Genomic DNA, 24,994 nt, shown 5'->3' on the forward strand with positions numbered 1-24,994 from the left:
GATCGTCGTGCAGTGGCTGTCGTCGGCCCTGGGCGGCTACCTCGCCGGACGCCTGCGCACCAAATGGGTCGGCATCCACACCGATGAAGTCTTCTTCCGCGATACCGCTCACGGCTTCCTGGCCTGGGCGCTGGCGACGCTGCTCGTCGCCGGCGTGCTCGGCACGGCGCTTTCGGCCGCGATAGGTACCGGTGTCCAGGCTGCTTCGACTGTGGCATCGGGCGCGGCAATTGGCGCTTCGGCAGGTGCTGCTGCAAACGCGGGTAGCGCCTCGACAGACAACGCCACATCGTATTTCGTCGATACGCTGTTCCGCCCGGCCGATCCGGCAAGGCTCGCTGCCGCCAATCCGGAGAGCGACGCTGCGGCAACGGCGCAGGCATCGCGCATTCTAATCGCGAGTGCCGCAGCAGGCGAAATATCGGCCGACGACAAGACCTATCTGTCGCGGCTGGTGGCCGCCCGCACAGGCCTGTCCGAAGCGGATGCCACCGCTCGCGTCGATGCGGTAATCGCCAGAGCGCAGGACGCCAAGGTCAAGGCCCAGCAGGCGGCCGACACCGCCAGAAAGGCAGGCGCCACCTTCTCGCTGATTGGCGCGCTGTCGCTGGTCGTCGGGGCCTTCATTGCCAGCGCGGCTGCAGCACTTGGCGGCAGGCAGCGCGACGACGAGGAAGCGATTTTCCTGACCAATCGTTGATCGGTGACTAAGCGAACTCGGTCCGCTTCGGGAAGATTGCGTCCGAAGGGGACCTTGCTTTGAACTGCCGCCGCGGCATTGTCGTGCGCTGCTCGCCGCCTACAGCTCAGCTTCCAGTTTGCGGCCGAGATCGACCGCATCGCGCAGCACGGCAAGGTGCGAGCGCGGTTGTACGCCGGCCGGCGCGTTGACCTCGACGCCGCTCGCCGTCAGCGACCAGTAGAGCCTGTGCGTGAAGACGCGGCCGCCCGAGCCGCGCAGCTCGACCTGGATGTTTTCCACGCCGGGACCAAAATTTTCCGTCATCCGCCCTGAAATCGGGTCGCCGGTCAGCCAGCCATTGCCCCTGTCGAAAATATTGGTCCAGCGCGTCGCGGCAAACACCGCGCCATGATGCACCGCCCGCTGCGGCTTGCCGGAATGGCTGCGCCCTTCCTGGTAGAGCATGGTCCCGCCCGCCGCCCTGTCGGCGATCGGCGGGCATGCCGAAAACAGGCGCTCGGCGATGCCGCGCCTGAATTCGGCGAGGTTGTAGGTCACCAGAAACTCGCTGTGGGTCAGCGGACTGCCGAGCGTGACGAAATCGCTGATCTTCCACGGCAGCGGATGATCGGCGTCGCCGACGCGAAGCTGCCGGTAGAGCTCCCATTGGCTGCGCCGGAATGCGGGGAGGTCATCGAGGCTGTCGGGCCAAGCGGAGGCATCGGCGGCCAGCGTCGCCTTGTCGACGACCTGGATCGCCTTCAGCCTCGCTTTGTCGCGAATGGCTTCCAACTTTCTAGGCCTGAAATCGGCCCACAATATCTGCAACAGATCATAGGCGATGATCGACCCGAGGCTGTGCGAGACCAGCACGATGCGGTCATAGGCATCGTCCATCATGAGACGCTTCAGCAGCTTGAGGCCACGCTCGCGGACCAGCGCCCGCTTCTCGACCGTTGCCGCTTCGGCCCGCACATAGGCGGCAACGTCGCCGAAATAAGGCAAGCCAAACTGGTCCACCGACCAGATGACGAACGACGCCAGAACCGTGACAAGCACACCGGTCGTCCAGGAGATGTAGCCTTGCCAGGTCGACGTTGCGAGCGCCAGCGCCGCGCCAAGGACGACGATGGTGGCCAAAAGCGTGACGACATAGAGTTTGAGCACATCGCGCGGAATATCGGCCGGCTTGCGCCAGAGCAGGGTCGTCACCCAGGCAGCAAGGCGGCTTCGGGTCGTGCCCTGGGTGATGTCGGCCCAGTAAAGCTCATAGAAATCGGTGCGGCGGCCATCGACATCATAGGGCGTGGTGATCCGGCGGAGTTCGTGCGAATTGGTCCGGCTGTCGGGCGTGATCCAGCTCTGGTTGATCTTCGCACCCATCGGGTCGGGCGGATCGGGGACATGGGCATAGAACGGTGCACGGGCAGGATCGTGGCTCCATACGGCCTGGACAAACTCCCTTAACGTATCCATGGGCCGCTGCTCGCCCATGCCGTGCACGACCACTACCGCCTGGCTGCGCTTGCGTGGCGCCTTCTCTGCTGCGGTCAGATCGGCGGCCGGCGATGCAGCAGAACCAGGGTCGGGCACCAGCACCTCCACGATGACGCCGTTAGCAAGACGACGGGTCGGCATCGTAGCTTCAGAACCGGTAACAGCCAAGAAAAAGCCCGGCGCGGAGCCGGGCTGTATTCGACGATCGGCAGTGAGTTGGCAGCGACGCCGTTTCAGTGATCCATCGCTTTGACGATCTCCTCGGTCATCTTCTTGGCGTCGCCGAGCAGCATCATGGTGCCGTCCTTGTAGAACAGCGTGTTGTCGATGCCGGCATAGCCGGAGCCGAGCGAGCGCTTGACGAACAAGCAAGTGCGCGCCTTGTCGACGTCGAGGATTGGCATGCCGTAGATAGGTGAGGACTTGTCGTCACGAGCCGAGGGATTGGTGACGTCATTGGCCCCGATGACATAGGCGACGTCGGCCTGCGCGAACTCAGAGTTGATGTCCTCCAGCTCGAACACTTCGTCATAAGGCACATTGGCTTCGGCCAAGAGCACGTTCATGTGGCCGGGCATGCGGCCGGCAACCGGGTGGATGGCGTATTTGACGTCGACGCCGTTGGCCTTGAGCTTGTCGGCCATCTCGCGCAGCGCGTGCTGCGCCTGGGCGACGGCCATGCCGTAGCCCGGCACGATGATGACCTTTTGCGCATTCATCATCAGATAGGCGGCATCCTCGGCCGAGCCCTGCTTGACCGTGCGCTCGATGCCGTCATTGGCAATGGCTGATGTCTCGCCGCCGAAGCCGCCGAGGATGACCGAGATGAAGCTCCGGTTCATGCCTTTGCACATGATGTAAGACAGGATGGCGCCCGACGAGCCGACCAGCGCGCCGGTGATGATCAGCGCCAGATTGCCGAGCGTGAAGCCCAGAGCGGCCGCGGCCCAGCCCGAATAGGAATTCAGCATCGACACGACCACCGGCATATCGGCGCCACCAATCGGGATGATGAGAAGCACACCCAGCACCAGCGAGGCGGCAACGATCAGCCAGAACACCACCTTGGACTCGGCGGTGACGAGCAGCACGATCAGCACGATCAGCGCAATGCCCAGGGCCGCGTTGATGAAGTGGCGGCCACCGATCATGATCGGCTTGCCCGACATGCGGCCGTCGAGCTTCAAAAAGGCGATGACCGAGCCGGTGAAGGTGATGGCACCTATGGCAACGCCGAGGCTCATCTCGATCAGTGCCTGGGCATGAATATCGGCGACGGTGCCGATGCCGAAGCTTTCCGGTGCATAGATGGCGGCGGCCGCCACCATGACCGCGGCAAGACCGACCAGCGAGTGGAAGGCGGCGACCAGCTGCGGCATCGAGGTCATGGCAATGCGCCGTGCCGTGACCGCACCGGCCGAGCCGCCTATCAGCAGCCCGAGCACTATGAGGCCGAAGCGCCCGGCCGAAGGGGTCGCCAGCGACAGCGTCGTGGCGATGGCGATGCCCATGCCGATCATGCCGTACATGTTGCCCTGGCGACTGGTGGTCGGATGCGACAGGCCGCGCAATGCCAGGATGAACAGGATGCCGGAGACCAGATAGAGAAAGGAGGCGAAGTTGGCGTTCATAGCGGCCTACTTTTCCTTCTTCTTGTACATGGCCAGCATGCGCTGGGTGACGAGGAAGCCGCCGAAGATGTTGACCGATACCAGCATCAGCGCAACGAAGCCGAAGCCGGTGGCAAGCCCTGAGGCCGAGATGCCGACGGCCAGCAGCGCGCCGACGACGATGACCGAGGAAATGGCGTTGGTAACCGCCATCAGCGGCGTGTGCAGTGCCGGCGTGACGGACCACACGACGTAGTAGCCGACGAAGATCGCCAGGACAAAGATGGCGAAGCGAAAGACGAAGGGATCGATGGCACCGCCGGACAGCGCGTGAGCGGCGTCACCCGCCGCCTCGGTGCCGGGCGCGGCCGCCAGGTTCTGCACCGCGAGCCGCACGGCAGCTGTCGCCTGGTCGAGCTGGTCGAGGGCTTTCTGCAGAGTCTGATCCATCACGCGATCCCTCCGGTGGTCTTGGGCTTCCTCGAAGCGGCCGTTTTCTTCGCAGCCGGCTTCGCCGAAGCCTCGGCAACCATCGTCCTGGCCGGAATGGCCGGTGGCTCGACATATTGGCCCTTTGGCGGCTCCTGCTCAGCCTTTGCGAAAGCCGGATGCACGATCTTGCCAGCATCGGTCAGCATCGTCGCCTTGACCAGTTCGTCGTCGTGGTTGATGGCAAGCGTCTTCGCCGCCTTGTCGACCAGCGTCTCGAGGAAGGCATAGAGGTTCCTGGCATAGAGAAGCGAGGCCGAGGCGGCGACGCGACCGGGAACGTTGAGATGGCCGACGATCTTTACCCCGTTGGCCGTGGTCACCACCTTGCCGGCTTCGGCGCCCTCGACATTGCCGCCGCGCTCGACCGCGAGGTCGACGATCACAGAGCCGGGTTTCATCGAGGCGACCATTGCTGCCGAGACCAGCTTCGGCGCCGGACGGCCGGGGATCAGCGCGGTGGTGATGACGATGTCCTGCTTGGCGATGTGCTCGGCGGTCAGCGCCGCCTGCTTGGCCTGGTATTCCTTCGACATTTCCTTGGCGTAGCCGCCGGCCGTCTCGGCCGCCTTGAACTCCTCGTCCTCGACGGCCAGGAATTTTGCGCCGAGCGAGGCGACCTGCTCCTTGGCGGCCGGGCGCACGTCGGTGGCGGTGACCACGGCGCCGAGGCGGCGCGCGGTGGCGATGGCCTGCAGACCGGCGACGCCGACGCCCATGACGAACGCCTTCGCTGCCGGTACGGTGCCGGCCGCCGTCATCATCATCGGTAACGCTCGGTCATATTCGGCAGCCGCGTCGATCACCGCCTGATAGCCGGCGAGGTTGGCCTGGCTGGATAGAACGTCCATCGACTGGGCGCGGGTGATGCGCGGCATGAACTCCATGGAGAAGGCAGTAACACCGGCCTTGGCAAGGGCAGCGACGGCAGCGTCGTTGCCGTAGGGATCCATGATCGCGATGACAGCGGCGCCGGACTTGTAGCCCTTCAGCTCGGCGTCCATGGGCCGGCGCACCTTCAGCACGACATCGGCCCTGGCTGCATCGCCGGCCTTGCCGATCGCGGCGCCCACCCGGGCGAACTCCTCGTCGGGAATGCGCGACGCAGTGCCGGCGCCGGTTTCGACAATCACGTCGAAACCCAGTGCCGCCAGCCGCTTCACCGTGTCGGGGGAGGCCCCGACGCGCGGCTCGTTTGCGTCGAGCTCACGAGGGATGAAAACCGTCTGTCCCACCGCATGATCCTTTCGGCCGGAACCCTGTTACCGCAAGACACCGACCGACCCCGGCGGCGCCTTCGACAAAGGTTGGAGGAGTTATCGGAGAATAAAGGCGCCGATGGCCAGGATCAGCACGAACAGGATAGTCCCCGAGAAGAAGCCGCCCACAAAGAAGCCGAACGCCATGGCAAGAAGCACGGCGGCGCAAAATAGCGACCCATATTTGGCCAGCATCACAAAGCCGGCATAGGTGCGGTCGTGCTCGGCATAGTCCATCTTCGCGCCTAGTTCGACAGGACCGGTCGGCGTGTGTTCAGCCATTGGAATACCCCTTCGAAGACATCTTTCAGGCACATAGCGAAAAGCCGCGTTAAGGGCAATGGCGCTATTGCCGCATCGCCGCAGCCAACAATCTCAAGCAAAACTTGAAATCGCTGCGCGAAGCGCGGCGATACCAATCACAATGGATGGCAGGTCCGCTATTGCCGATGTCGTTAGCCGGCGAGATGCGGGAACAGACCGAGCAGGCCGACAACGATCAGATAAAGGGCGACGATATAATTGAGCAGCCGCGGCATCACCAGGATCAGCACGCCTGCAATCAGCGAGATAAGCGGGGTAAGGGCGAGCGTGGAAATGGTCATATCGGTTCCTTTGATCGGATCGCTATCGAAGCGATGCTTGGCGGATGCCGGCCGTGCCGACCTACTACCAGCACCCTTGCCCAGAACGCCGAAGCGACCGGAAGGCTCCATGGGCTCGTTCAGGCGGCTTCGCGAAAATACTTGGCGGTGGGCAGGATGGTCAGCGGGGCGAGTTCGCCGGCACCGGGCGTATCGAACAACATGCGCTGCTCCATTGGCGTCGAACGGAAGAACGGAAAGCGAGCGTAGGTTTCATTCTTGATCGCCAGGACATCGGCTTGATAAAGCAGCGCGAAACAGTTGATCACGCCGGCATAGGGCCGCGCATCGCCAATCGGTCGCGCCCGATAGATGCGCTTGTAGAAAGCCGCATGGTCCTCGCGGATCATGGATATGCAATAAGGCGCGCCGAAATGGAAGCAAGCCATGCCCGCAAGGCGCAGCGTCACATACGGGATCTGCGGGTAAAGCCGTGACCATTCGGCGTCCACGGCAAAACGGCTCGGGTCGATAAAGACTTCGCCGGCCGCCAGACGCGGCATCAACAAGTCCTTGTAGACGCTGAGCGCTGGTGATGTGGCGTTATCAGCAGACACGTTATGCAGGCGCATTGTGCTGACCAGCCGCCCCTCGATGTAGATTCCGAACGTATGGCAATTGGGCAGTTCGTCAAACTCGTCATGGACCTGACGGGACGCATTCTCGGGCACCAGATCGTTCATCCGATAGGAATTGTAGCGCAGCCTGTAAATGCTTTCGAAGTCCTCGCCGCTTTCACAGCGTCGGTACTCCGTCCGGTCAAGCAGCGCATAAACATGTTGCGCGAAGCTGGACATGGTCTCGGACGCATCTTTCCCACCAGCGCCCGCCGCATGGCCGAGCGAACTCAACTGGGCACACATGAACTCTATTCCCCGCGATTACCGCCACCAGCCGACACTACGGACGGGTCATGAGATGTAAAGATGAAAATAAGTAGGATCTCGTTTACCGCTCGTTAAGGTTAATAATTAATAAAATTATACTAAAATACGCGGTTTTTCAGCGCGAAGTCAGCGCCGCGGCGCCTTCCTTGCCGTCTGGATGTCCTTGGCGAAGGGCCAGACGGTGCTCGACATCGTCTCGATGCCGGACGCGCTGAGTGCCGACCCGAACAGAAAGCCCTGGACCAGGTCCGGCTTGACCTGCAATGCCAGGATCTTGAGCTGTTCGAAGGTCTCGACACCTTCGACGGTAACCGAAAGTCCCAGCGGCCGTGACAGGTTGACGATGCCCTTGAGCAATTCGAGCGACCGGCTGTTCTGAGTGACATCCATCAGGAACGAGCGGTCGATCTTGATTTTGTCGAGCGGCAGTTTGTGGAGATAGCTGAGGCTCGAATACCCGGTACCGAAATCGTCGAGCGCAATGCGCACGCCGAGCCGCTTCAACTCCTCGATATATTGGCGTGTCAGCGACTTGTCGTCGAGCAGCGCCGTCTCGGTGACTTCGATCTCCAGACGTCCGGCGGAGAGACCGGATTCAGCCAGCGCGTCGCGAACCTTCTGGATGACATCACGGTTGCGGAAATCCTTGGCCGAGAGATTGACCGACACGCTGGTCTGGGCCGGCCATTTGGCGCATTCCGTGCAGGCCGCATGCAGGACGAAGGTGCTGATGTCGGAAATAATCCCCATTTCCTCCGCCAGCGGAATAAAGATACCGGGGGAAATCGGCCCGAGATCGGGATGATCCCAGCGGCACAGCGCTTCGCAACTGGCGATACGCATCGTGCTCATCGCCACGATCGGCTGATAGACCACCCGCAATTCGTTGTTTTCCACGGCGCTGCGCAGGTCCGCCTTCATCAGCTGACGGCTGCGGAAGGCAGCATCCATGGAGGCCTCGAACAGCCGCCAACCGTTCTTGCCAAGCTCCTTGGCCTTGTAGAGTGCAAGGTCGGCTTTGACGATCATGGCGTCAACGTCGGTATCCTTGACCCGCGACAGCACCGCGCCGCCGCTGGCCTGGATGCGTAATCCGTGGCCGGCGACATCGACCTCGCCCTGTAGATTGACAAAGATCTCATCAACCTGGCCGGTCAAGTGGCTTTCATCCTCGATGCGCTCGAAGAAGATCATGAACTCGTCGCCGCCGAAGCGGCTGACGGTGATGCCTGGCCCAGCGACTGCCGCCAGCCGCTCGGCAACGGCGTAGATCAATCCGTCGCCGACCGGATGGCCGAGCGTGTCGTTGACGCTCTTGAAATCGTCGAGATCGAGCACCACCAGCCCGCAGAGACGCTCGGGATCCCCTGAGGCCATGGCTTCCACCACCAACTCGTGGAAGTAGGCGCGGTTGGGCAGGCCGGTGAGACTGTCGTAGCGCGCCATGAAGCGGATCTTGTCTTCCGCCTCGACCCGGGCGGTCACATCCTCGAAAGTGACGACGCCCAGTTCCTGGCTGCCTTCGCGCGCCGAAAATTCATAGTGCTGGCCGTTGGTGAGCGAGACCAGGACCTTGCGGTCGCGGCCCTCGCGCAACGCACGCGTCAGCTGGGCTTCGATGTAACGGCAATCTTTCGGCGCCAGCATGCCGCCTGCAGCGCCGCGCATCAGCAGACCATGGATCGAGCGGCCTAGCAGCGCATCGGCCGATTTGAGCGACATCAGGTGCGCGGCTTCGGCATTGGCCACCGCCACCCGGCCGTCGGGACCAAGCATGACAAGGCCATGCGACATGGTGTTGAGCGCGCGGTTGAAACGCTGCGCGATGCGGTTCGCCTTCTTTTCCTCCGACAGGGCGGTAAACAGGACTTCGCGGACGATGTCGGCGAACCGCTTGATCGCAAACAGAAAAGGGGCCGACATCAGACCGAGGATGATGTGGTAGATATCGCCGCGCAGGATAAAGCCAAGCGATATGGGCCATGTAGTGGTTATGATAAAAATCATGACCATGCGCGGCGACCCATAATTGCGGCCGGCAATCGACGTGACCGATGCCAGAGTGACGCAGACAGAGGCTATTTCGGCATAGTTGTCGTGGCTGTCATTTGCCAGATAGATACTGACGAAACAGAACGCGCCAAGCATGAAACCATGCATCGAACCAAAAATTATGTAATCGTTTTCGCGATCATGGGCTTCTTCCCACGTCGTCGGGGAAGGAAGTCGCCCGTATTTTCGGATGTTGCGAAGGCGCAGGGTACCGACAATGATGAGCCCAGCGGCAACTAGAAGATACGCCAAGTCCATGGTCTTCCAATAGACCAGAATGACGAGGAGTGTCTGCGCAACAAGGCCGATCGACAGCGTGAACCCGTCGCGAAACAGCGTTTCCACGAACGGAATGTAAACGTCGACCGGAATCTCGTTTTTTCGTCTCAGATTCACGCCTGGATCCCAACCCTGGGGAACCCAGCAGTGTCACATTGGCCTTAAGAAAGGTTTAGAGCAGCGGTTCGGGCTCTATTGGCATTCATCGGTGACGCAGCGGAAGCAGGGAAACTACAGTTCAGGTAAACAAGGCGTATCACAGCGCTGAATTATTCGGCGGCTTGAAGTTGCGGCCGCAGCGGCGCCGTTGAGAGGCGGTCGAGCAGTCGCTGGCGTTCGCCGGCGGCTTTTTCGGCACTGGCCTGCTTGACGTAGCCAAAGCCGCGGATGAGCGCCGGTACCGAAACAAGCGCGGCAGCAACCTCGATCTTGCCCGGCGCCAGCGCGCCGGCGACAAGTTCCAGGTCGGCTTCATAGAGGGCAAGAAGCTGCCGCTCCATACGCCTCTCGGCGCTGTAGCCGAACAGGTCGAAAGCGGTGCCGCGCAGGCCCTTCATCGCCGCCAGCAGGCGGAACCCGTTCATCATCCACGGGCCAAAGCTCGATTTCTTCGGCTTCCCGTCACTGCCGCGCCTGCCCATGATCGGCGGTGCGAGATGGAATTCAAGCTTGCCGTAGCTCTGGAACTGCTTTGCGAGCTCTGCGGCAAAGGAGCCGTCCGTATAAAGCCGCGCCACCTCGTATTCGTCCTTGATCGCCATCAGCTTGAACAGGTTCTTTGCGGCAGCCTCGGTCACCACGGTCGACCCGGGCACAGCATTGGTTTCGGCCTTGCGCAGCGCCGCCAGTCTGTCGGCATAGCGCTTGCCATAGGCGGCGTTCTGGTAGGCGGTCAGGAAGGCGACGCGGCGAGCAATGATATCGTCCAGCGTCTCGGCAATGGCGGCATGCTGCGTGGCCTTGCCCGGCTGGGCGAGAAGGCTGCGGACGAAATCCGGCTGGTGGGCGGCGCGGCGGCCCCAGCGAAATGCCGCGACATTCATCGCTACCGCCTCGCCGTTGAGCTCGATCGCCTTCTCGACCGCCTCCGCCGACAGCGGCAAGCCGCCATGCTGGAAGGCGAATCCGAGCATGAACATGTTGGCACCAAGCGAGCTGCCGAACAGCGCAGTGGCGGTGCGGGTAGCGTCGAAGAAATGCGTCCTGTCGTCGCCCGCGGCCGTTCTTATCGCTTTCTTCAGCCGCTCGACGGGCAGCGAGAAATCGGCCGAACGGGCGAACTCGCCCGGCATGATCTCGGCAGTGTTGGCGAGGAAGATGGTATGGCCTTCGCGCACCGCGGCCAACACCTTCTTGGCACCCGAAACGACGAGATCGCAGCCGAGCACGAGATCGGCCTTGCCGGCCGATACCCGAATGGCGTGGATGTCGTCCGGCGTGCGGGCGATGCGGACATGGGTGAACACCGAGCCGCCCTTCTGGGCGAGGCCGGCCATGTCGATCATGCCGCAGCCCTTGCCTTCCAGGTGCGCGGCCATGCCGAGCACCGCGCCTATTGTGACGACGCCGGTGCCGCCGACACCGTCGATGATCGCCGCCCAGCCTTGTTCACCGAGCGTAAATTGCGCCGGCGCCGGCACCCCCGCGAGCGGGTCGGCCGCGCCGGCTATGCCTTCGGCTTTCCTGATTTTGGCGCCATGAACGGTGACGAAGGAGGGGCAGAAGCCGTTGGCGCAAGAGAAGTCCTTGTTGCAACTCGACTGGTCGATCTTGCGCTTGCGGCCGAATTCGGTCTCGACCGGCTGGATCGAGACGCAATTCGACTGCACGCCGCAATCGCCGCAGCCTTCGCAGACCAGTTCGTTGATGAAGATACGCTTGTCCGGATCGGGGAACGTGCCGCGCTTGCGGCGGCGACGCTTCTCGGCGGCGCAGGTCTGGTCGTAGAGCAGCACCGAGACGCCTTTGACCGAACGCAACTCGCGCTGGACGAGATCGAGGTCGTCGCGGTGATGGATGGTGGCGCCGGCGGGAAATTCCACCTTGCCGGTATATTTGTCCGGCTCGTCAGTGACGATGGCGATGCGCTCCACGCCCTCGGCGCGCACCTGTCTTGCGATCATGTCCACCGTCAGGCCGCCCTCGTGCGGCTGCCCGCCGGTCATCGCGACGGCGTCATTGTAGAGGATCTTGTAGGTGATGTTGGCGTCGGTCGACAGCGCGAAGCGGATCGCCAGCACACCCGAGTGGTTGTAAGTGCCATCGCCCAGATTCTGGAAGATGTGCTCGCGCTTCGAGAACGGCGCCTGGCCGACCCACTGCGCGCCCTCGCCGCCCATGGCGGTGAAGCCGACGGTGTTGCGGTCCATCCACAGCGCCATGAAATGACAGCCGATTCCGGCGGCGGCGAGCGAGCCGTCCGGCACCTTGGTCGAGGAATTGTGTGGGCAGCCGGAGCAGAAGAAGGGCGTGCGCGAGGCGATGTCTGACGTGTCGGCCAGCATCGCCTGGAACTGGCGCAACTTCGCCACCCGCGCGGCGATTTCTTCCGACGGGCCGATCGTTCGCAAAATCCTCTCGCCGAGCGCGATGGCAATATCGTTGGGGTCGAGCGCGCCCTTGGCCGGGAACAGCCAGTCGCCGCGCTCGTCCTTCTTGCCGACGATGACCGGCTGCGTCGCGGTGCCGTAAAGGTTCTCGCGCAGTTGCACCTCGATCAGCGAGCGTTTCTCCTCGACGACGACGATGGTATCGAGGCCGCGAGCAAAGTCGGCGATGTGTTGCAGGTCGAGCGGCCACGGGCAACCGACCTTGAACAGCCTGATACCGATACGACTGGCGGCCGCTTCGTCGACGCCGATATCCTCCAGCGCCTGGCGAACATCGAGATAACTCTTGCCGATGGTGACGATGCCAAGCCTGGCGCTGGTGCCGCCCGAATAGACGATCCGATTCAGCCCATTGGCGTGGATGAACGCTGAAGCGGCGGCGCGCTTGTATTCATGCAACCGCTCCTCCTGGCCGAGCATGTCGATCTCGTTACGGATGTTGAGGCCGCCGGGCGGCATGTCGAAGTCCGGGATGACGATATCTAGCCGGTCGAGCGCGGCACCGACAGAGGCTGTCGATTCGATGTTGTCCTTGACGCATTTGATCGCCGCCCAGGTGCCGGCAAAACGCGACATGGCAAAGCCGTAGAGGCCGTAGTCGATGATCTCCTGGACGCCGGCCGGATTAAGGATCGGCACCATGGTGTCGACGAACAGGAACTCGGTGGCATGCGCGTTGGTCGAGGATTCGGCCATGTGGTCGTCACCCATCAGAGCCAGCACGCCGCCATGTTTTGACGACCCGGCGAGATTGGCGTGGCGGAACACGTCGCCGGAGCGGTCGACGCCCGGACCCTTGCCATACCAGACCGAAAAAACGCCGTCATGGGTACCCTCGCCCAGCAATTCGGCCTGCTGCGAGCCCCAGCAGGCGGTGGCGGCAAGCTCCTCGTTGAGACCGGGCTGGAAGACGATGTCCGACTGCGCGAGCTGGTTCCTGGCCTTCCACAGCTGCATGTCGAGGCCGCCGAGCGGCGAGCCGCGATAGCCGGAGACGAAACCGGCGGTGTTCAGGCCAGCCCGGCGGTCGCGCTCGCGCTGCATCAGAAGCATGCGGATGACTGCCTGGGCACCCGACAGGAAGATCCGCTCCTTTGCCAGGTCGAACTTGTCGTCGAGCGCGACATTGTGCAGCGTCATCAGGCATTTCCTGTGCGGAGGCCGCGCCTGGAGGTGCGCGGCCAACGTCGGAGTCGAGTGCCCACAGTCTTTCTTCCCTTGCCGGGGAGGTCAAACAAAATCGAAGGTGCCAGGCGGTCCGCAACAAACGATCCGTGCGCGGCCGTGTGGCGCCACGAAACGCCTGTCGGGGAGGATGGCCGAGCATGAAAAATTCCGGCGGCGCTCAGTGCCGCTGGTGATGCATCATGCAGCCTTTGGGCAACTGGGCTTCGGTTCACCGGGCAGCTTGCCGTCGACATGGCCGGCCAAGTCCTTGTTGAGCTCGTAGACTGGCCCGACCACCAGAGGCCGGTCGGGCAGGACCGACTGGTCGAGCGAGGACGTCAGAGTGGTCGCGAAACTCTGCAGCAACTTGCCGCTGGAATCCTCGATGCGGATCGACACCGCATAGGGCTTGTCCTTGACAACGCAGGTAAGCGGCGGGCTGGTAAGCGTCACATGCGGCAGCTTCGGCCATATTTTCTGGGTGACGATGATCGGATCACCACCGGCCGGGTTCTGGAAGGAGACCACAGCGACCTGCCCCTCACCCACCGGCCGCAGCGGATTGAGGGTGATGACATAGGTGGCGATACCCAGCCGGTAGTTGAACTCGAACAGCTTCCCGGAAATGGCGAACAGCTGGTCCTTGCCGGAATCACGGCAGGCGCCGAGCGCGGCCGCCGCGAACAACGCCGCGACGACAATCATCGCGCGTGAGAATCTTCTAGACATTGGTGACCTCCCTGGCCGCGGTCCGGCGGCGATAATGTCGGTTTGCCTTCTGGCGGTTGCCGCACACCGCCATGTCGCACCAGAGGCGGCTGGAATTGCGGCTTTTGTCGACAAACAGCCAGCTGCAGTTCGGACATATCCGCAGCCTGGCGATGGTGTCGCTACGCAGCAGCGACAACGCCGAGACCGCAAGCGCGGCCTCAAAGACAATCGGCGTCGCCGGATCACCGAACGGTTTTCCAGGCGTGCCGATTTCGGTGCGGCTATGAGCGAGGCCATCGGCGCAGGCCTCCAAGAATTTCGGCATATCGCCGGTCGCGATCGCACCTTTCGATACCGCGCCGCGAAACAGCCGATCGGTCGTCTCCCGGATCGACAGCACCACCGGTGCGATCTTTTCAGGCGCCGGCGCTACGAGCCGCCTGCCGCCGAGCTCGGCGGCGCGAAAGGCACTCGCGGCTTCGGCAAAGCGGGCGATCTCGGCCGGATCGTCGAAACGGTCGAAAGTTTTCTTCGGATCGTTCCGCAAAACGACGGTGTTCGCCGTATCGAGCGCCAGCATGCCACCGGTAAAGCGGTGCGGAGTCCAGGATACCGTCATATGGCGAATCTAACTGATAACTCGCGTTTGACAAGTTAGATTCCGGGTGCAACGCTCACTGAGGCGATCGCCGTACTGAGAATATCGTTCGTCCCAAACCTCTGCCCCGATTGCGGGGCATGCATAGAGGGTCTTGCATGCTCTATTTCTTCCAGCAGGTTCTGAACGGGCTGCATTCGGGCGCGCTCTACGCATTGCTTGCCTTCGGCTACGTGCTGACCAACGGCATCCTGCACCGTACCAATCTTGCCTATGGCGCGCTGTTCGCCTTTTGCGGGCATACGATGATCCTCACCGCGGCGTTCGGCTATCAGGCGCTGTGGCTGACGCTGTTTGCGTCGGTCGCGCTCGGCGTAGCTGCGGCATTCCTTTATGCGGCGCTGCTCAGCCATGTCCTGTCCCGAAGTATCTTCGAACCGCTGGCCGACCGCTCGCCCAACGCCATCGTGGTGACGACGCTCGGCATATTGCTGGTCTTGTCGGAAGCCAGCCGCATCGCCGCCGATACCCATGACCTATGGTTGCCGCCAATGCTGGCCCAGACCATCGTCTTCGCGCAGAATGCCAGCTTCAAGGCGACGTTGACGCTGATCCAATTGCTCGATTGCGCCGCCGTACTGGCGGCCATAGCGCTGGCTGCCTGGGGCTTCGCATATTCGAGCTTCGGCCGGAGCTGGCGCGCCGTATCCGACGATCCCAAGGCGGCTGCGATGTGCGGCGTCGATGTCCGTGCGGTGTTTCGGCGTGCGGTGCTTTTCGGCGGCCTTTGCGCGGCACTGGCCGGCGTGCTCGCCGCCTTCTACTACGGCAACATCAGCTTCGGCACAGGGTTGGTCTACGGGTTGAAAATCCTGTTCGTGACCGCAGTGGGCGGCTATCTTTCGCCTTTGCGGGCGGCACTGGGCGCCGCCGCTTTCGGCATGGCCGAATCGCTATGGGCCGGCTATTTTCCGCTCGAATGGCGGGACGGCTGGATGTACCTGTTCCTCGTCGCCATGCTTGTGCTGATCGGCGCCGGCCGCGACCAACAGAAGATCGCCTGAGCCGCACCCGACTTTGCTTGGGTGAAAGCGCCGCATGTCCTTGGACATGCAAAGGACGCGGCAGCATTTTGCCGCCCGTCATCTCACAACTGTGTTTATGCGGGCTGTCCCGTGTTGACCCGCCGGACCACGCACTGCATACCGTTGGTCCACAGCGACGCGACGGACAGTGAACCGCCGCGCTCTGACACAAGGGAGGAATGCATGGCAGGGCTTCTCGCTCTTTCCAGAACCATTGACCGTTTGAACGAATTCATCGGCAAATGGGTTTCGTGGCTGATCCTGCTGGCGATCCTGGTAAGCGCCGCCAACGCCGTCATCCGCAAGGTGTTCGACATGTCCTCGAACGCCTGGCTGGAATTGCAATGGTATCTGTTCGGCGCCGCCTTCATGCTGGCCGCCGCCTACACGCTGAAGCAGAACGACCATATCCGCATCGATATCGTCTACGGCATGTTCTCGCGCCGCGTGCAGCACTGGATCGACCTTTTCGGTCACGTCTTCTTCCTGATGCCGTTCGTGACGTTGATGGTGGTCTATTTCGTTCCCTATGTGTCGCTGTCGTATCGCAGCGGGGAGATGTCGAACAATTCCGGCGGGCTGATCATCTGGCCGGCGAAGGCGATCCTGCTGGTCGGCTTTTTTCTGCTCGCGCTGCAGGGCATTTCCGAAATCATCAAGAAAATCGCCATCATGCGCGGTCAGATGGACGATCCCACTCCGTTCATATCGGCGCATGAGCAGGCCGAACTCGAAGCCAAGGCGCTCGCCGAAGAGGTGCGCTCGTGATCGAGTTCATCGCCCAGAACATGGCGCCGATCATGTTCGCCTCGCTGGTCGTCTTCCTGCTGATCGGCTACCCCGTCGCCTTCTCGCTCGCCGCCAACGGCCTGATGTTCTTCTTCATCGGCGTGCTTCTGTCGCCCTATTCGGGCGGCTCGATCAATCTCGCCTGGCCGTTGCTGCACGCGTTGCCGGATAATTTCTATGGCAGCCGGGTGATGTCGAACGATACGCTGCTGGCGATCCCGTTCTTCACCTTCATGGGCATCGTGCTCGAACGATCCGGCATGGCCGAAGACCTGCTCGACACGATCGGCCAGTTGTTCGGACCGGTCCGTGGTGGCCTCGCCTATGCCGTGATTTTCGTCGGCGCGCTGCTCGCCGCGACGACCGGCGTGGTGGCGGCCTCCGTCATTGCCATGGGTCTGATTTCGCTGCCGATCATGCTGCGCTACGGCTACGACCGGCGGCTGGCATCCGGCGTCATTGCCGCGTCCGGGACGCTCGCCCAGATCATCCCGCCGTCACTGGTGCTGATCGTCCTGGCCGACCAGCTCGGCCGCTCGGTCGGCGATATGTATAAGGGAGCGCTGATCCCCGGACTCATTTTGACCGGCATCTACATGCTCTACATCCTGCTGATGTCGATCTTCCGGCCGAAGTCGATGCCGGCCCTGCCGCTGGAGGCCCGCACGCTCGGCCACGGCGTGCTGTCGCTGCTGGCGGCGCTGCTGGCGGCGGTGGTGGTTTCCTATGCGGCGTATCGCTACCTTGCGCCGAACCATGGCGGCAACGCCGATATCCTCGGCGCCACCATGGGCGTCATCTTCATCTATGTCGTGGCGATCGTCGACCAGCGCCTGAAGATCAACCTGATGTCCAGACTGGCACAGCAGGTGATCATCGTGCTGATCCCGCCGCTGGCGCTGATCTTCCTGGTGCTGGGCACCATCTTCCTTGGCATCGCCACGCCGACGGAAGGCGGCGCCATGGGCGCCGTCGGCGCGCTGGCAATGGCGGCGATGAAGGCGCGGCTGTCGCTCGACGTGGTCAAGCAGGCGCTGGCCTCGACGACCAGGCTGTCGTCCTTCGTTCTGTTCATCCTGATCGGCGCGCGGGTGTTCTCGCTGACCTTCTACGGCGTCAATGGCCACATCTGGGTCGAGCACCTGTTGACGTCGCTGCCGGGCGGTGAAGTCGGTTTCCTGATTGGCGTCAACATCCTCGTCTTCGTGCTCGCCTTCTTCCTCGACTTTTTCGAGCTTGCCTTCATCATCGTGCCGCTTTTGGCGCCAGCGGCTGACAAACTCGGCATCGACCTGATCTGGTTTGGCGTGCTTTTGGGCGTCAACATGCAGACCTCCTTCATGCATCCGCCCTTCGGCTTCGCGCTGTTTTATCTGCGCTCGGTCGCCGCGCGCGTGCCCTATCTCGACCGACTCACCGGCAAGCAGATCGCGCCGGTCACCACAGGGCAGATCTATTGGGGCGCAGTGCCCTTCGTCTGCATCCAGGTGATCATGATCGGCCTGACCATCGCCTTCCCGCAGATGGTGATGCACTACAAAGGCACTGTCGTCGATCCTGGCACCATCAACTACCAGGTGCCGGAAACGCCTGGCATCGGCTTGTCGCCGCTTGGCACGCCGCCGGCCAACGGCGGCACTGCCCCGGCCTCACCTTCCACACCGGATTTGTCGCAGCCGCCGAGCTTCGACGAAAAGCCGCCCGCGAAACCGGCGGCGCCGGCAATCGATCTGTCGCAACCACCGAGTTTCAACTGAGGAGGGCCCGGCAGCCATGAAGGCGGTTCGGTTGGAGCGAGTGGGCAGCCTCGCCGTGTGCGAGGTCGAGAAACCGACCGCCGGGCCGAACGATCTGCTGGTGCGCATCGAGGCGTGCGGCGTCTGCGGCACCGACAGGCATCTTTTCCATGGTGAATTCCCGTGCACGCCGCCGGTGACGCTCGGGCATGAATTCTCCGGCATCGTCGAGGCGGTCGGACCTGCCGTATCCGGCTTTTCCGTCGGCGACCGCGTCACCGGCGATCCCAACATTGCCTGTGGCCGATGCGAGCATTGTCAGGCCGGCCGGGTCAATCTCTGCGGCAATCTACGCGCCATCGGTATCCATCGCGATGGCGGCTTTGCCGAATATCTTGTCCTGCCACAGAAACAGGCCTTCGTCTTGCCAGGCGATCTGAAGCCTACGCATGGTGCTTTCTGCGAGCCGCTCGGCTGCTGCCTGCATGGCGTGGACCTTGCCGCGATCAAACCAGGCTCGTCGGTCGCGGTGCTCGGCGGCGGCGTGATCGGCCTGCTCACCGTTCAACTGGCAAAGCTCGCCGGTGCGACGACCATTATCTTGTCGACCCGTCAGGCCTCGCGGCGGGCTCTTGCCGAGCAATTTGGCGCAACGGCGACGCTCGATCCCAGCGCCTTCGATGTCATCGATGCGATCGTCGGCCGGTCGGGTTTGATGCCGGGCGGCGTCGACGTGGTGTTCGAATGCGCCGGCGTGAAAGACACTGTTGAGCAGGCGATGCGGCTGGCCAAAGCGGGCGGCACCGTCGTCGTCGTCGGCGTGATGCCTCAAGGCATGAAAGTGGCGTTCGAACCGTTCGATCTGCTGTTCCGTGAGTTGAAGGTCCTGGGTTCCTTCCTCAACCCCTTTACCCATCGCCGGGCCGCCAATCTTATCGCCTCGGGGACGATCGAAGTAGATCGGCTGATATCACGACAAGTCAGCCTCGACGAGGCGGTGGCGATCATTGCCAACCCGCCGGCGCCAGGCGAGGTCAAGGTCGTGGTGGTGCCCGGCTGATCGCAAATGAATGCGCTACGGCGCCAGTGTTCCGAAAGGAACACTGGCGCCGCGAAGCAACAGGATCAGAGCTTGGCATTGCGCTGCTGGACCATCATGAAGGTGTCATAGTTGTACTCGGCCACCTGCGCCCAGAGATAATGCTCCTTGCGGAACGCCTTGATCGAATCCCAGATCTTCTTGAACGGCGCATTCGAGGCTTCCATCTCGGCATAGACTTCGTTGGCCTTTTCGAAACAGGCGGCCATGATCTCCTGGCTGAACGGGCTCAACTTGGCACCGCCGGCAACCAGCCGCTTAACCGCCGCCGGATTGAGATAGTCGTATTTCTGCAGCATGTTGGCGTCGGCCGCTTGAGCGGCAGTATGCACCAGCGACTTGTAAGCCGGCGAAAGTTCGTCGTATTTCGCCTTGTTGAACATCAGATGGACGGTCGGTCCACCTTCCCACCAGCCGGGATAGTAGTAATAGGGCGCAACCTTGTAGAAGCCGAGCTTCTCGTCGTCATAGGGGCCGACCCATTCGGCGGCATCGATCGTGCCTTTTTCCAGCGCCGGATAAATGTCGCCACCGGCGATCTGCTGAGGAACCACGCCGAGCCTTTGCACCACTTTGCCGGCAAAACCACCGATACGCATCTTGAGGCCGGAAAGGTCGGCGACCGTTTTGATCTCCTTGCGGAACCAGCCGCCCATCTGCACGCCGGTATTGCCGCCCGGCAGCCCAAACAGACCCTGCGTCGCCAGGAACTCGTTGAACAGATCGATGCCGCCGCCATGATAGTGCCAGGCGTTTATGCCGCGCGCGTTGAGCGAAAACGGAACCGCCGCTCCCAGCGCCCAAGTCGGGTCCTTGCCCCAGTAATAGTATGCCACCGTGTGGCAGGCCTCGACCGTGCCGGCAGTGGTGGCATCGGCGGCCTGCAGGCCGGGAACGAGTTCGCCGGCGGCGAAGACCTGGACCTGGAAGTTGCCGTCGGTCGCCTCCGACAGCATCTTGGAAAACACTTCGGCACCGCCATAGATCGTATCGAGCGACTTCGGGAAGGACGACGCCAGCCGCCAGGTCACTTTCGGATTGGACTGGGCGATGGCCGGCGCGGCAAGTGTCGCGGCAGCGGCCGCAGCGCCAACGCCGGCGGTGCCGGCCTTGCGGATGAACGAACGACGATCCATGAAGTTCCTCCCTTTTGGATCCACTGACCGACATTCGGGACACTTCGGCGCCCGGATCGGCTTCGAGCCGACAATACACAGGCAAGTAGTCGAGTCCAGCACGGCAGCCCGGTTTGAGCGACGCATTTCGGGGAAATTCACGGCGTTGGGGCAGATCTTGCAACTATAGTCTAAGGTCGATTAACTGGCCTACGCGACACGCCGAAACTTGCCATGGAAATGCGCCTTCGGATCGCCTATTTTGCAGGCAGATAATTCGTTGCACCCGATGGGATCCGGACCAAATGCACCAGCCGCTCGTGGCCGTATCGGCCGACGTCCGCCAGTTCGACAATTACACCTGGCATGCCACGCCACAGCAATATCTCGAAGCGGCGCTTTCGGGTGCAGGCGTGTTCCCGCTGCTGGTACCGTCCTTCGGCGACCGGCTCGACTTCGACGAACTGCTTTCCGCCGTCGACGGCGTCATGGTCACCGGTTCCAAATCGAACGTTCATCCCTCGCTCTATGGCGGTGACGCCAGCGAAGCCAATGGTCCTTACGACTCCGCCCGCGACGCGACGACGTTGCCGCTGATCCGCCGGGCGGTGGAGCGCGGGGTGCCATTGCTCGCCATCTGCCGCGGCATCCAGGAGATGAATGTGGCGCTGGGTGGCACGCTGGCCACCGAAATCCAGGAACGCGCCGGTTCGCTCGATCATCGTGCGCCGGCAAGCGACAATCAGGACGAACGCTTCGCCATCCGCCAGAGCGTGGCGATAAAACCCGGCAGCTGCCTGGCCGGGGTCTTCGGCGCCGGCGACATCATGGTCAATTCGGTGCATCGCCAGGCCATCGACCGGCTTGGCCCAAAGCTGCAGGTCGAAGCGGTCGCCGCCGACGGCACTGTCGAGGCGGTTTCGGTGCGCGATGCACGGGCTTTCGCCGTCGGCGTCCAGTGGCATCCCGAATACTGGGTCAAATCGGACAGTATCTCGGTAAAGATATTTCGCGCATTCGGCGATGCGGTGCGCCTGCATCAGGCGGCGAAATCGGGTGCGCGCGCAGCCGCGGAATAGTCCTGCCGCGCTCGCTAGTTGCCGGCCGACGCCAGCGTCAGCAGCGGCAGCGCCGGCGCGTAGGATTCGTAACCATCGCCGTCGGCGACTGAGAACATGACGATCGGATCGGTGCCGTTGGCGCTGAAGGTGACCGTGCCATCATCCTGCTCTCGCCAGAACTTCGCCTGCTCGACGCCGGGCAACACCCGGCGGCAATTTGCTGCGATCGTCAACAGCGACAGGCCTTGCGAAATCTCGGCGCCGCGGCTGACCGCACAAGACCCCTCGTTGCCATGGGCTACCAGCCTGTAGTTGCCGGATGAAAGCGGTGACTCACTGGCCGCACGGCTTTCACCGCTACCGGCGTAAAACAGCTGGGCGCTGCCGAACAGCACAGCGACTGTCATCAATGCAGGAAGCGTCTTCATCCTGGTTCTCCGCGCATTTCAAGCGCGCCGGTTCGAAGAGATCAGGGAGGCGCGCTTCATCTTGCTGTCATGTCCTGTCAGGCGGACATACACTGCGAAGGGACCAGAATGATTCCGAAGGGTTAAGCTGAAGTTAATAGATATGGCAGCCCGCTTACGGCCTTGCCTTGACATTTGCCGTCTCCGGCACCGGCGTCAGCGCCTTGCGCTGCGAAAACCACGAGACCAGATTTTCGACGCACAGGTCCGCCATGGCGCGGCGGGTGTGCTGCGAGGCCGAGCCGACATGTGGCAAAAGCGAGGTGTTGGGCGCGGCAAGCAACGCCGCTGGCACATTCGGCTCGTCGGCAAAGACGTCTAGCCCGGCAGCGGCGATGCTGCCGCTGGCAAGTGCGGCGGCAAGGGCTGGTTCGTCGACCGTGCTGCCCCGGCCGATGTTGACAAAGACGCCGTTCGGCCCAAGAGCCGAGAGGATTTCGGCATTGACGGCCTTTTCCGTCGAAGCCCCGCCGGGCGCCACCGAGATCAGTGTGTCGACCGCCCCGGCGAGACCTTTCAGCGTCGGGTGATAGTCATAGGACAGGCCTTCGACGCGGCGCCGGTTGTGATAGGCAATGGGCAGCCCGAAAGCGTCGAGCCGGCGGGCAATGGCGAGGCCGATGCGGCCCATGCCAAAGATACCGACATGGCGCCCGCGCAAGGTCAGCCGGCTCAGCGGATAGTTGCCGTTGCGCAGCCAGCTTCCGTCGCGTAGCCAGGCCTCGGCGCGCGGCAGTTCGCGGATGGTATTGATCAACAGGCCGAGCGCCGTATCGGCGACCTCTTCGGTCAGCACATCCGGTGTGTTGGTGACCATGATGCCGCGCTGTGCGGCGTGGCGGACATCGACCGAATCATAGCCGACGCCGAAATTGGCGATGATCTCGAGCTTTGGCAGCGCGTCCATCAACGCGGAGCTTATGCCGCCAAAGGCGGCGATGCCGCGCACCGTATGACGCATCTCGTCGGTGACCAGCGACGGATCGGCGCGTTCGATCCGGACGCGGCTGAACACCCCGTCGATGCGGCCGACCGCATGATCGTTGAACTGGCCCGGCACCAGAATGGCGACAGCTTGCTGTTTGGTTTTTGTCATGCACGTTCCACCGGTTTGCCGGTCGACTGGCGCACATGCAGTTCCGGCTTGATCAGTTCCTGCGACGGCCGCACCGTCTGTCCGTTGAGTTTGTCGAGCAGCGCGCTGGCGGCGCGGCGGCCAACCTCGCGCTGGCCGTTCCACACGGTAGTCAGCGCCGGCGTCGCGATCGCCGCCTCCTCGAGGTCGTCATAGCCGGTAACGGAGATGTCGATGCCCGGCACCAGCCCGGCGCGCGCGATGCCGTTCATCAGGCCGATGGCGACGAGGTCGTTCCAGCAGCAGGCCGCGGTCGGCCTGTCCTTCAGCGCTAGGAACTGCCCGGCGGCCTCGAAGCCGGCCTGTTTGGTGCGCGGGCCGGCGATACGCCAGGACGGCCTGACCTCAAGCCCCGCCGCCTCCATGGCATTGACATATCCCTGATAGCGGTCGCGGCCGGTCGACGTCTGATCGGTACCGCCGATCATTGCGATGCGCTTGTGGCCAAGCGAGATCAGATGATTGGTAGCAAGCCCGGTACCGTAGGCATCGTCGCCGCGAAACACCGGCACGTCGGCACCTTCGACGGTGCGTGCAATCAGCACTGCCGGGAGACCGTTCTCCTCGGCCATGATTATGTCTTCGGGCGGCGTGCCGATGGCCGGCGACATGATGACGCCGTCGGCGCCGAGTTGCAGAAGCGTGTCGATGAAGGTGCGTTGTTTCTCGAGTTGGTCGTAGTGGTTCGACAGGATGAAGGTTTGCCGGCTGCGGTCGAGTTCGCTCTCGATCGAACGCAATATCTCGGCAAAGAACGGGTTCATGATATCGTGGACGACGACGCCGACAATGCCCGAGCGCGAGGTGCGCAGGCTGGCGGCGCGGCGGTTGTAGATATAGCCGATGGCGCGGGCATGTTCCTTGATGCGATCGCGGGTGCCGCCGGCGACCAGCGGGCTGTCGCGCAAGGCCAGCGAGACCGTGGCCGTGGACACGCCGAGCGCATCCGCGATGGTGGAAAGCTTGATCTTCTGTGCCAGCGCCCTGCGCTCCCGAAGCAATTTAAACTGTTTAAAGGCCGGCTCTTATGCCATCGATCCCGAGCAAATCAAAGTTTTTTTGCCAGCGCTTCCGCCTCCGCGTCCAGCGTCGCGCGGTTGCGCACACGAAGCCGGTGCTCGCGGTGGACGATGTAGAGGCCGCTGGCGACGATGACTGTCGCACCGGCCAGCGTCCAGCGGTCGGGAAACTGGTTGAAGACGATCAGGCCGGAGATGATCATCCAGATCATCTGCGAATAGGGATAGGGGGCCAGGGCCGTGGTGGTGGCAAGGCGATAGGCCTGCACAAGAAGCCAATGGCCGATGGCGCCGAAGACGCCCAGCATCAGCAATATGAACCAGTGCCAGCCATCCTGCGGCAGCGAAAGCGAAAACGGCAGTGTCGGCAGCAGCAGAACGGCCGGCGCCAGCGCCGAAAACAGGATGAGGCTTTCCGAGGTTTCCGTGGCCGACATGCGGCGCGTCATGATGATGTAGAAACTGTTCGATAGCATCGAGCCGAGCGCAAAGAGATGGCCGACGCCAAAAACGCCGACGCCCGGCCGGGTGATGATGAGGACGCCGACAAAGCCGCTCATGATCGCCAGCCAGCGCCGCCAGCCGGCCCATTCCCCTAGCAACGGACCGGCAAGCGCGGTGATCACCATCGGGCCGAAGAAGTAGATCGAGGTGGTTTCTGCCAGCTGCAGCGTCCGCAGCGCGAGAATGTTGCATATCGTCGATCCGAACAGGAGCAGACCGCGCGTGAGATGCGCCGGCAGGTTGGCGGGACGAAAGCGCAGCGGCTCACGCCATCCGCGCAGAAAGACGCCGACGATCAGCACATGGACCGCGAAGCGGGTCCAGGCGACGATCAGCGCCGAGACGCCGGCCAGCACAAGGTACTTGCTGCTGGTGTCGAGGAAGGTGAAAAACACATAGACGGAAAGCATGCACAGGATCGCCGCCGGCGATGTCGCGCTTTCGTCTTGTCTTGGGGGAGCATTCAATTTCAGGCCGGACGGGAAGCAAGGCAGTCCCTC

At 62.7% G+C, this 24,994-nt stretch carries 22 protein-coding genes; 6 read left to right on the forward strand and 16 right to left on the reverse strand.

Going from position 1 to position 24,994, the window contains the following annotated elements; all coding sequences use genetic code 11:
• Positions 1-700: hypothetical protein (locus tag NKJ55_RS24945; RefSeq protein WP_352452203.1), on the forward strand; the 700-nt coding region annotated here is incomplete at its 5' end.
• A 99-nt stretch (positions 701-799) separates the two neighbouring features.
• On the opposite strand, the gene NKJ55_RS24950 is transcribed toward NKJ55_RS24945, so the two are convergent.
• From NKJ55_RS24950 to NKJ55_RS25000, 11 genes are all read right to left on the reverse strand, one after another.
• On the reverse strand, positions 800-2,320 hold the full coding sequence (locus NKJ55_RS24950) for a hypothetical protein (RefSeq protein ID WP_352452204.1): 1,521 nt from the start codon (positions 2,318-2,320) through the stop codon (positions 800-802).
• Positions 2,321-2,412: 92 nt separating this feature from the next.
• Positions 2,413-3,810 carry an NAD(P)(+) transhydrogenase (Re/Si-specific) subunit beta gene (locus tag NKJ55_RS24955; protein ID WP_352452205.1) on the reverse strand — a complete coding sequence of 466 codons (1,398 nt, stop codon included), beginning with the start codon at positions 3,808-3,810 and terminating at the stop codon, positions 2,413-2,415.
• Positions 3,811-3,816: 6 nt separating this feature from the next.
• On the reverse strand, positions 3,817-4,239 hold the full coding sequence (locus tag NKJ55_RS24960) for an NAD(P) transhydrogenase subunit alpha part 2 (protein WP_036238371.1): 423 nt from the start codon (positions 4,237-4,239) through the stop codon (positions 3,817-3,819).
• Positions 4,239-5,513: a Re/Si-specific NAD(P)(+) transhydrogenase subunit alpha gene (locus NKJ55_RS24965; protein ID WP_352452206.1), complete on the reverse strand. Its 1,275-nt coding sequence runs from the start codon at positions 5,511-5,513 to the stop codon at positions 4,239-4,241. Before NKJ55_RS24965 ends, NKJ55_RS24960 begins: the two co-directional genes overlap by 1 nt.
• Before the next feature lie 81 nt (positions 5,514-5,594).
• On the reverse strand, positions 5,595-5,819 hold the full coding sequence (locus NKJ55_RS24970) for an aa3-type cytochrome c oxidase subunit IV (protein ID WP_023676259.1): 225 nt from the start codon (positions 5,817-5,819) through the stop codon (positions 5,595-5,597).
• Between the two features lie 173 nt (positions 5,820-5,992).
• Positions 5,993-6,142 carry a DUF3096 domain-containing protein gene (locus tag NKJ55_RS24975; protein WP_013528205.1) on the reverse strand — a complete coding sequence of 50 codons (150 nt, stop codon included), beginning with the start codon at positions 6,140-6,142 and terminating at the stop codon, positions 5,993-5,995.
• Positions 6,143-6,261: 119 nt separating this feature from the next.
• Positions 6,262-7,044 (reverse strand): N-acyl amino acid synthase FeeM domain-containing protein, encoded by a 783-nt coding sequence (locus NKJ55_RS24980; RefSeq protein WP_023676258.1) that lies wholly within the window; start codon positions 7,042-7,044, stop codon positions 6,262-6,264.
• Between the two features lie 150 nt (positions 7,045-7,194).
• On the reverse strand, positions 7,195-9,516 hold the full coding sequence (locus NKJ55_RS24985) for a putative bifunctional diguanylate cyclase/phosphodiesterase (RefSeq protein ID WP_352452207.1): 2,322 nt from the start codon (positions 9,514-9,516) through the stop codon (positions 7,195-7,197).
• 152 nt (positions 9,517-9,668) lie between these two features.
• Positions 9,669-13,148 (reverse strand): indolepyruvate ferredoxin oxidoreductase family protein, encoded by a 3,480-nt coding sequence (locus tag NKJ55_RS24990; RefSeq protein ID WP_352452208.1) that lies wholly within the window; start codon positions 13,146-13,148, stop codon positions 9,669-9,671.
• A gap of 225 nt (positions 13,149-13,373) precedes the next feature.
• Entirely contained in the window at positions 13,374-13,904 is a 531-nt protein-coding gene (locus NKJ55_RS24995) for a hypothetical protein (protein WP_352452209.1), read from the reverse strand.
• On the reverse strand, positions 13,897-14,505 hold the full coding sequence (locus NKJ55_RS25000) for a CGNR zinc finger domain-containing protein (protein WP_352452210.1): 609 nt from the start codon (positions 14,503-14,505) through the stop codon (positions 13,897-13,899). The genes NKJ55_RS24995 and NKJ55_RS25000 overlap by 8 nt, the downstream gene beginning before the upstream one ends.
• Before the next feature lie 137 nt (positions 14,506-14,642).
• Here NKJ55_RS25000 and NKJ55_RS25005 point away from each other — a divergent pair, with 137 nt between their 5' ends.
• The 4 genes from NKJ55_RS25005 to NKJ55_RS25020 all read left to right on the forward strand — a co-directional run bounded on the left by NKJ55_RS25005 (position 14,643) and on the right by NKJ55_RS25020 (position 19,154).
• On the forward strand, positions 14,643-15,548 hold the full coding sequence (locus NKJ55_RS25005) for a branched-chain amino acid ABC transporter permease (protein ID WP_023676253.1): 906 nt from the start codon (positions 14,643-14,645) through the stop codon (positions 15,546-15,548).
• Positions 15,549-15,752: 204 nt separating this feature from the next.
• Positions 15,753-16,337 carry a TRAP transporter small permease subunit gene (locus tag NKJ55_RS25010; RefSeq protein WP_352452211.1) on the forward strand — a complete coding sequence of 195 codons (585 nt, stop codon included), beginning with the start codon at positions 15,753-15,755 and terminating at the stop codon, positions 16,335-16,337.
• Complete coding sequence (locus tag NKJ55_RS25015) at positions 16,337-18,115, forward strand: TRAP transporter large permease (protein ID WP_352452253.1); 1,779 nt, start codon at positions 16,337-16,339, stop codon at positions 18,113-18,115. Before NKJ55_RS25010 ends, NKJ55_RS25015 begins: the two co-directional genes overlap by 1 nt.
• 16 nt (positions 18,116-18,131) lie before the next feature.
• Positions 18,132-19,154 (forward strand): zinc-dependent alcohol dehydrogenase family protein, encoded by a 1,023-nt coding sequence (locus NKJ55_RS25020; RefSeq protein WP_352452212.1) that lies wholly within the window; start codon positions 18,132-18,134, stop codon positions 19,152-19,154.
• 65 nt (positions 19,155-19,219) lie between these two features.
• Here the strand turns inward: NKJ55_RS25020 and NKJ55_RS25025 are convergent, their stop codons facing one another.
• A complete protein-coding gene (locus NKJ55_RS25025; protein ID WP_023676249.1) occupies positions 19,220-20,329 on the reverse strand; it encodes a TRAP transporter substrate-binding protein in 1,110 nt (369 codons plus the stop codon).
• Positions 20,330-20,613: 284 nt separating this feature from the next.
• Between NKJ55_RS25025 and NKJ55_RS25030 the strand changes: the two genes are divergently transcribed.
• Positions 20,614-21,387 carry a gamma-glutamyl-gamma-aminobutyrate hydrolase family protein gene (locus NKJ55_RS25030; protein ID WP_352452213.1) on the forward strand — a complete coding sequence of 258 codons (774 nt, stop codon included), beginning with the start codon at positions 20,614-20,616 and terminating at the stop codon, positions 21,385-21,387.
• 14 nt (positions 21,388-21,401) lie between these two features.
• On the opposite strand, the gene NKJ55_RS25035 is transcribed toward NKJ55_RS25030, so the two are convergent.
• The 4 genes from NKJ55_RS25035 to NKJ55_RS25050 form a co-directional block, all read right to left on the reverse strand.
• Positions 21,402-21,797, reverse strand: a complete 396-nt coding sequence (locus NKJ55_RS25035) for a hypothetical protein (protein ID WP_352452214.1) — start codon at positions 21,795-21,797, stop codon at positions 21,402-21,404.
• Between the two features lie 154 nt (positions 21,798-21,951).
• Entirely contained in the window at positions 21,952-22,932 is a 981-nt protein-coding gene (locus tag NKJ55_RS25040; RefSeq protein ID WP_352452215.1) for a 2-hydroxyacid dehydrogenase, read from the reverse strand.
• On the reverse strand, positions 22,929-23,951 hold the full coding sequence (locus NKJ55_RS25045; RefSeq protein WP_023676245.1) for a LacI family DNA-binding transcriptional regulator: 1,023 nt from the start codon (positions 23,949-23,951) through the stop codon (positions 22,929-22,931). Before NKJ55_RS25045 ends, NKJ55_RS25040 begins: the two co-directional genes overlap by 4 nt.
• Positions 23,952-24,019: 68 nt before the next feature.
• Positions 24,020-24,904, reverse strand: coding sequence for a DMT family transporter (locus tag NKJ55_RS25050; protein WP_352452216.1), 885 nt, complete (start codon positions 24,902-24,904; stop codon positions 24,020-24,022).
• Positions 24,905-24,994: the final 90 nt, after the last annotated feature.

It is taken from the genome of Mesorhizobium sp. M0106, assembly GCF_040322715.1.
Lineage (GTDB): Bacteria > Pseudomonadota > Alphaproteobacteria > Rhizobiales > Rhizobiaceae > Mesorhizobium.

Excerpts from the sequence above, each read along its gene's own strand:
- NKJ55_RS24960 (WP_036238371.1), bottom strand. The coding sequence starts at position 4,239 with ATGGATCAGACTCTGCAGAAAGCCCTCGACCAGCTCGACCAGGCGACA.
- NKJ55_RS24980 (WP_023676258.1), bottom strand. The coding sequence starts at position 7,044 with ATGTGTGCCCAGTTGAGTTCGCTCGGCCATGCGGCGGGCGCTGGTGGG.
- NKJ55_RS25040 (WP_352452215.1), bottom strand. The coding sequence starts at position 22,932 with ATGACAAAAACCAAACAGCAAGCTGTCGCCATTCTGGTGCCGGGCCAG.
- NKJ55_RS25000 (WP_352452210.1), bottom strand. The coding sequence starts at position 14,505 with ATGACGGTATCCTGGACTCCGCACCGCTTTACCGGTGGCATGCTGGCG.
- NKJ55_RS25005 (WP_023676253.1), top strand. The coding sequence starts at position 14,643 with ATGCTCTATTTCTTCCAGCAGGTTCTGAACGGGCTGCATTCGGGCGCG.
- NKJ55_RS25035 (WP_352452214.1), bottom strand. The coding sequence starts at position 21,797 with ATGAAGACGCTTCCTGCATTGATGACAGTCGCTGTGCTGTTCGGCAGC.
- NKJ55_RS24990 (WP_352452208.1), bottom strand. The coding sequence starts at position 13,148 with ATGACGCTGCACAATGTCGCGCTCGACGACAAGTTCGACCTGGCAAAG.
- NKJ55_RS24950 (WP_352452204.1), bottom strand. The coding sequence starts at position 2,320 with ATGCCGACCCGTCGTCTTGCTAACGGCGTCATCGTGGAGGTGCTGGTG.
- NKJ55_RS24975 (WP_013528205.1), bottom strand. The coding sequence starts at position 6,142 with ATGACCATTTCCACGCTCGCCCTTACCCCGCTTATCTCGCTGATTGCA.
- NKJ55_RS24970 (WP_023676259.1), bottom strand. The coding sequence starts at position 5,819 with ATGGCTGAACACACGCCGACCGGTCCTGTCGAACTAGGCGCGAAGATG.
- NKJ55_RS25010 (WP_352452211.1), top strand. The coding sequence starts at position 15,753 with ATGGCAGGGCTTCTCGCTCTTTCCAGAACCATTGACCGTTTGAACGAA.
- NKJ55_RS24995 (WP_352452209.1), bottom strand. The coding sequence starts at position 13,904 with ATGTCTAGAAGATTCTCACGCGCGATGATTGTCGTCGCGGCGTTGTTC.
- NKJ55_RS24955 (WP_352452205.1), bottom strand. The coding sequence starts at position 3,810 with ATGAACGCCAACTTCGCCTCCTTTCTCTATCTGGTCTCCGGCATCCTG.
- NKJ55_RS25025 (WP_023676249.1), bottom strand. The coding sequence starts at position 20,329 with ATGGATCGTCGTTCGTTCATCCGCAAGGCCGGCACCGCCGGCGTTGGC.
- NKJ55_RS25050 (WP_352452216.1), bottom strand. The coding sequence starts at position 24,904 with ATGCTTTCCGTCTATGTGTTTTTCACCTTCCTCGACACCAGCAGCAAG.
- NKJ55_RS25030 (WP_352452213.1), top strand. The coding sequence starts at position 20,614 with ATGCACCAGCCGCTCGTGGCCGTATCGGCCGACGTCCGCCAGTTCGAC.
- NKJ55_RS25020 (WP_352452212.1), top strand. The coding sequence starts at position 18,132 with ATGAAGGCGGTTCGGTTGGAGCGAGTGGGCAGCCTCGCCGTGTGCGAG.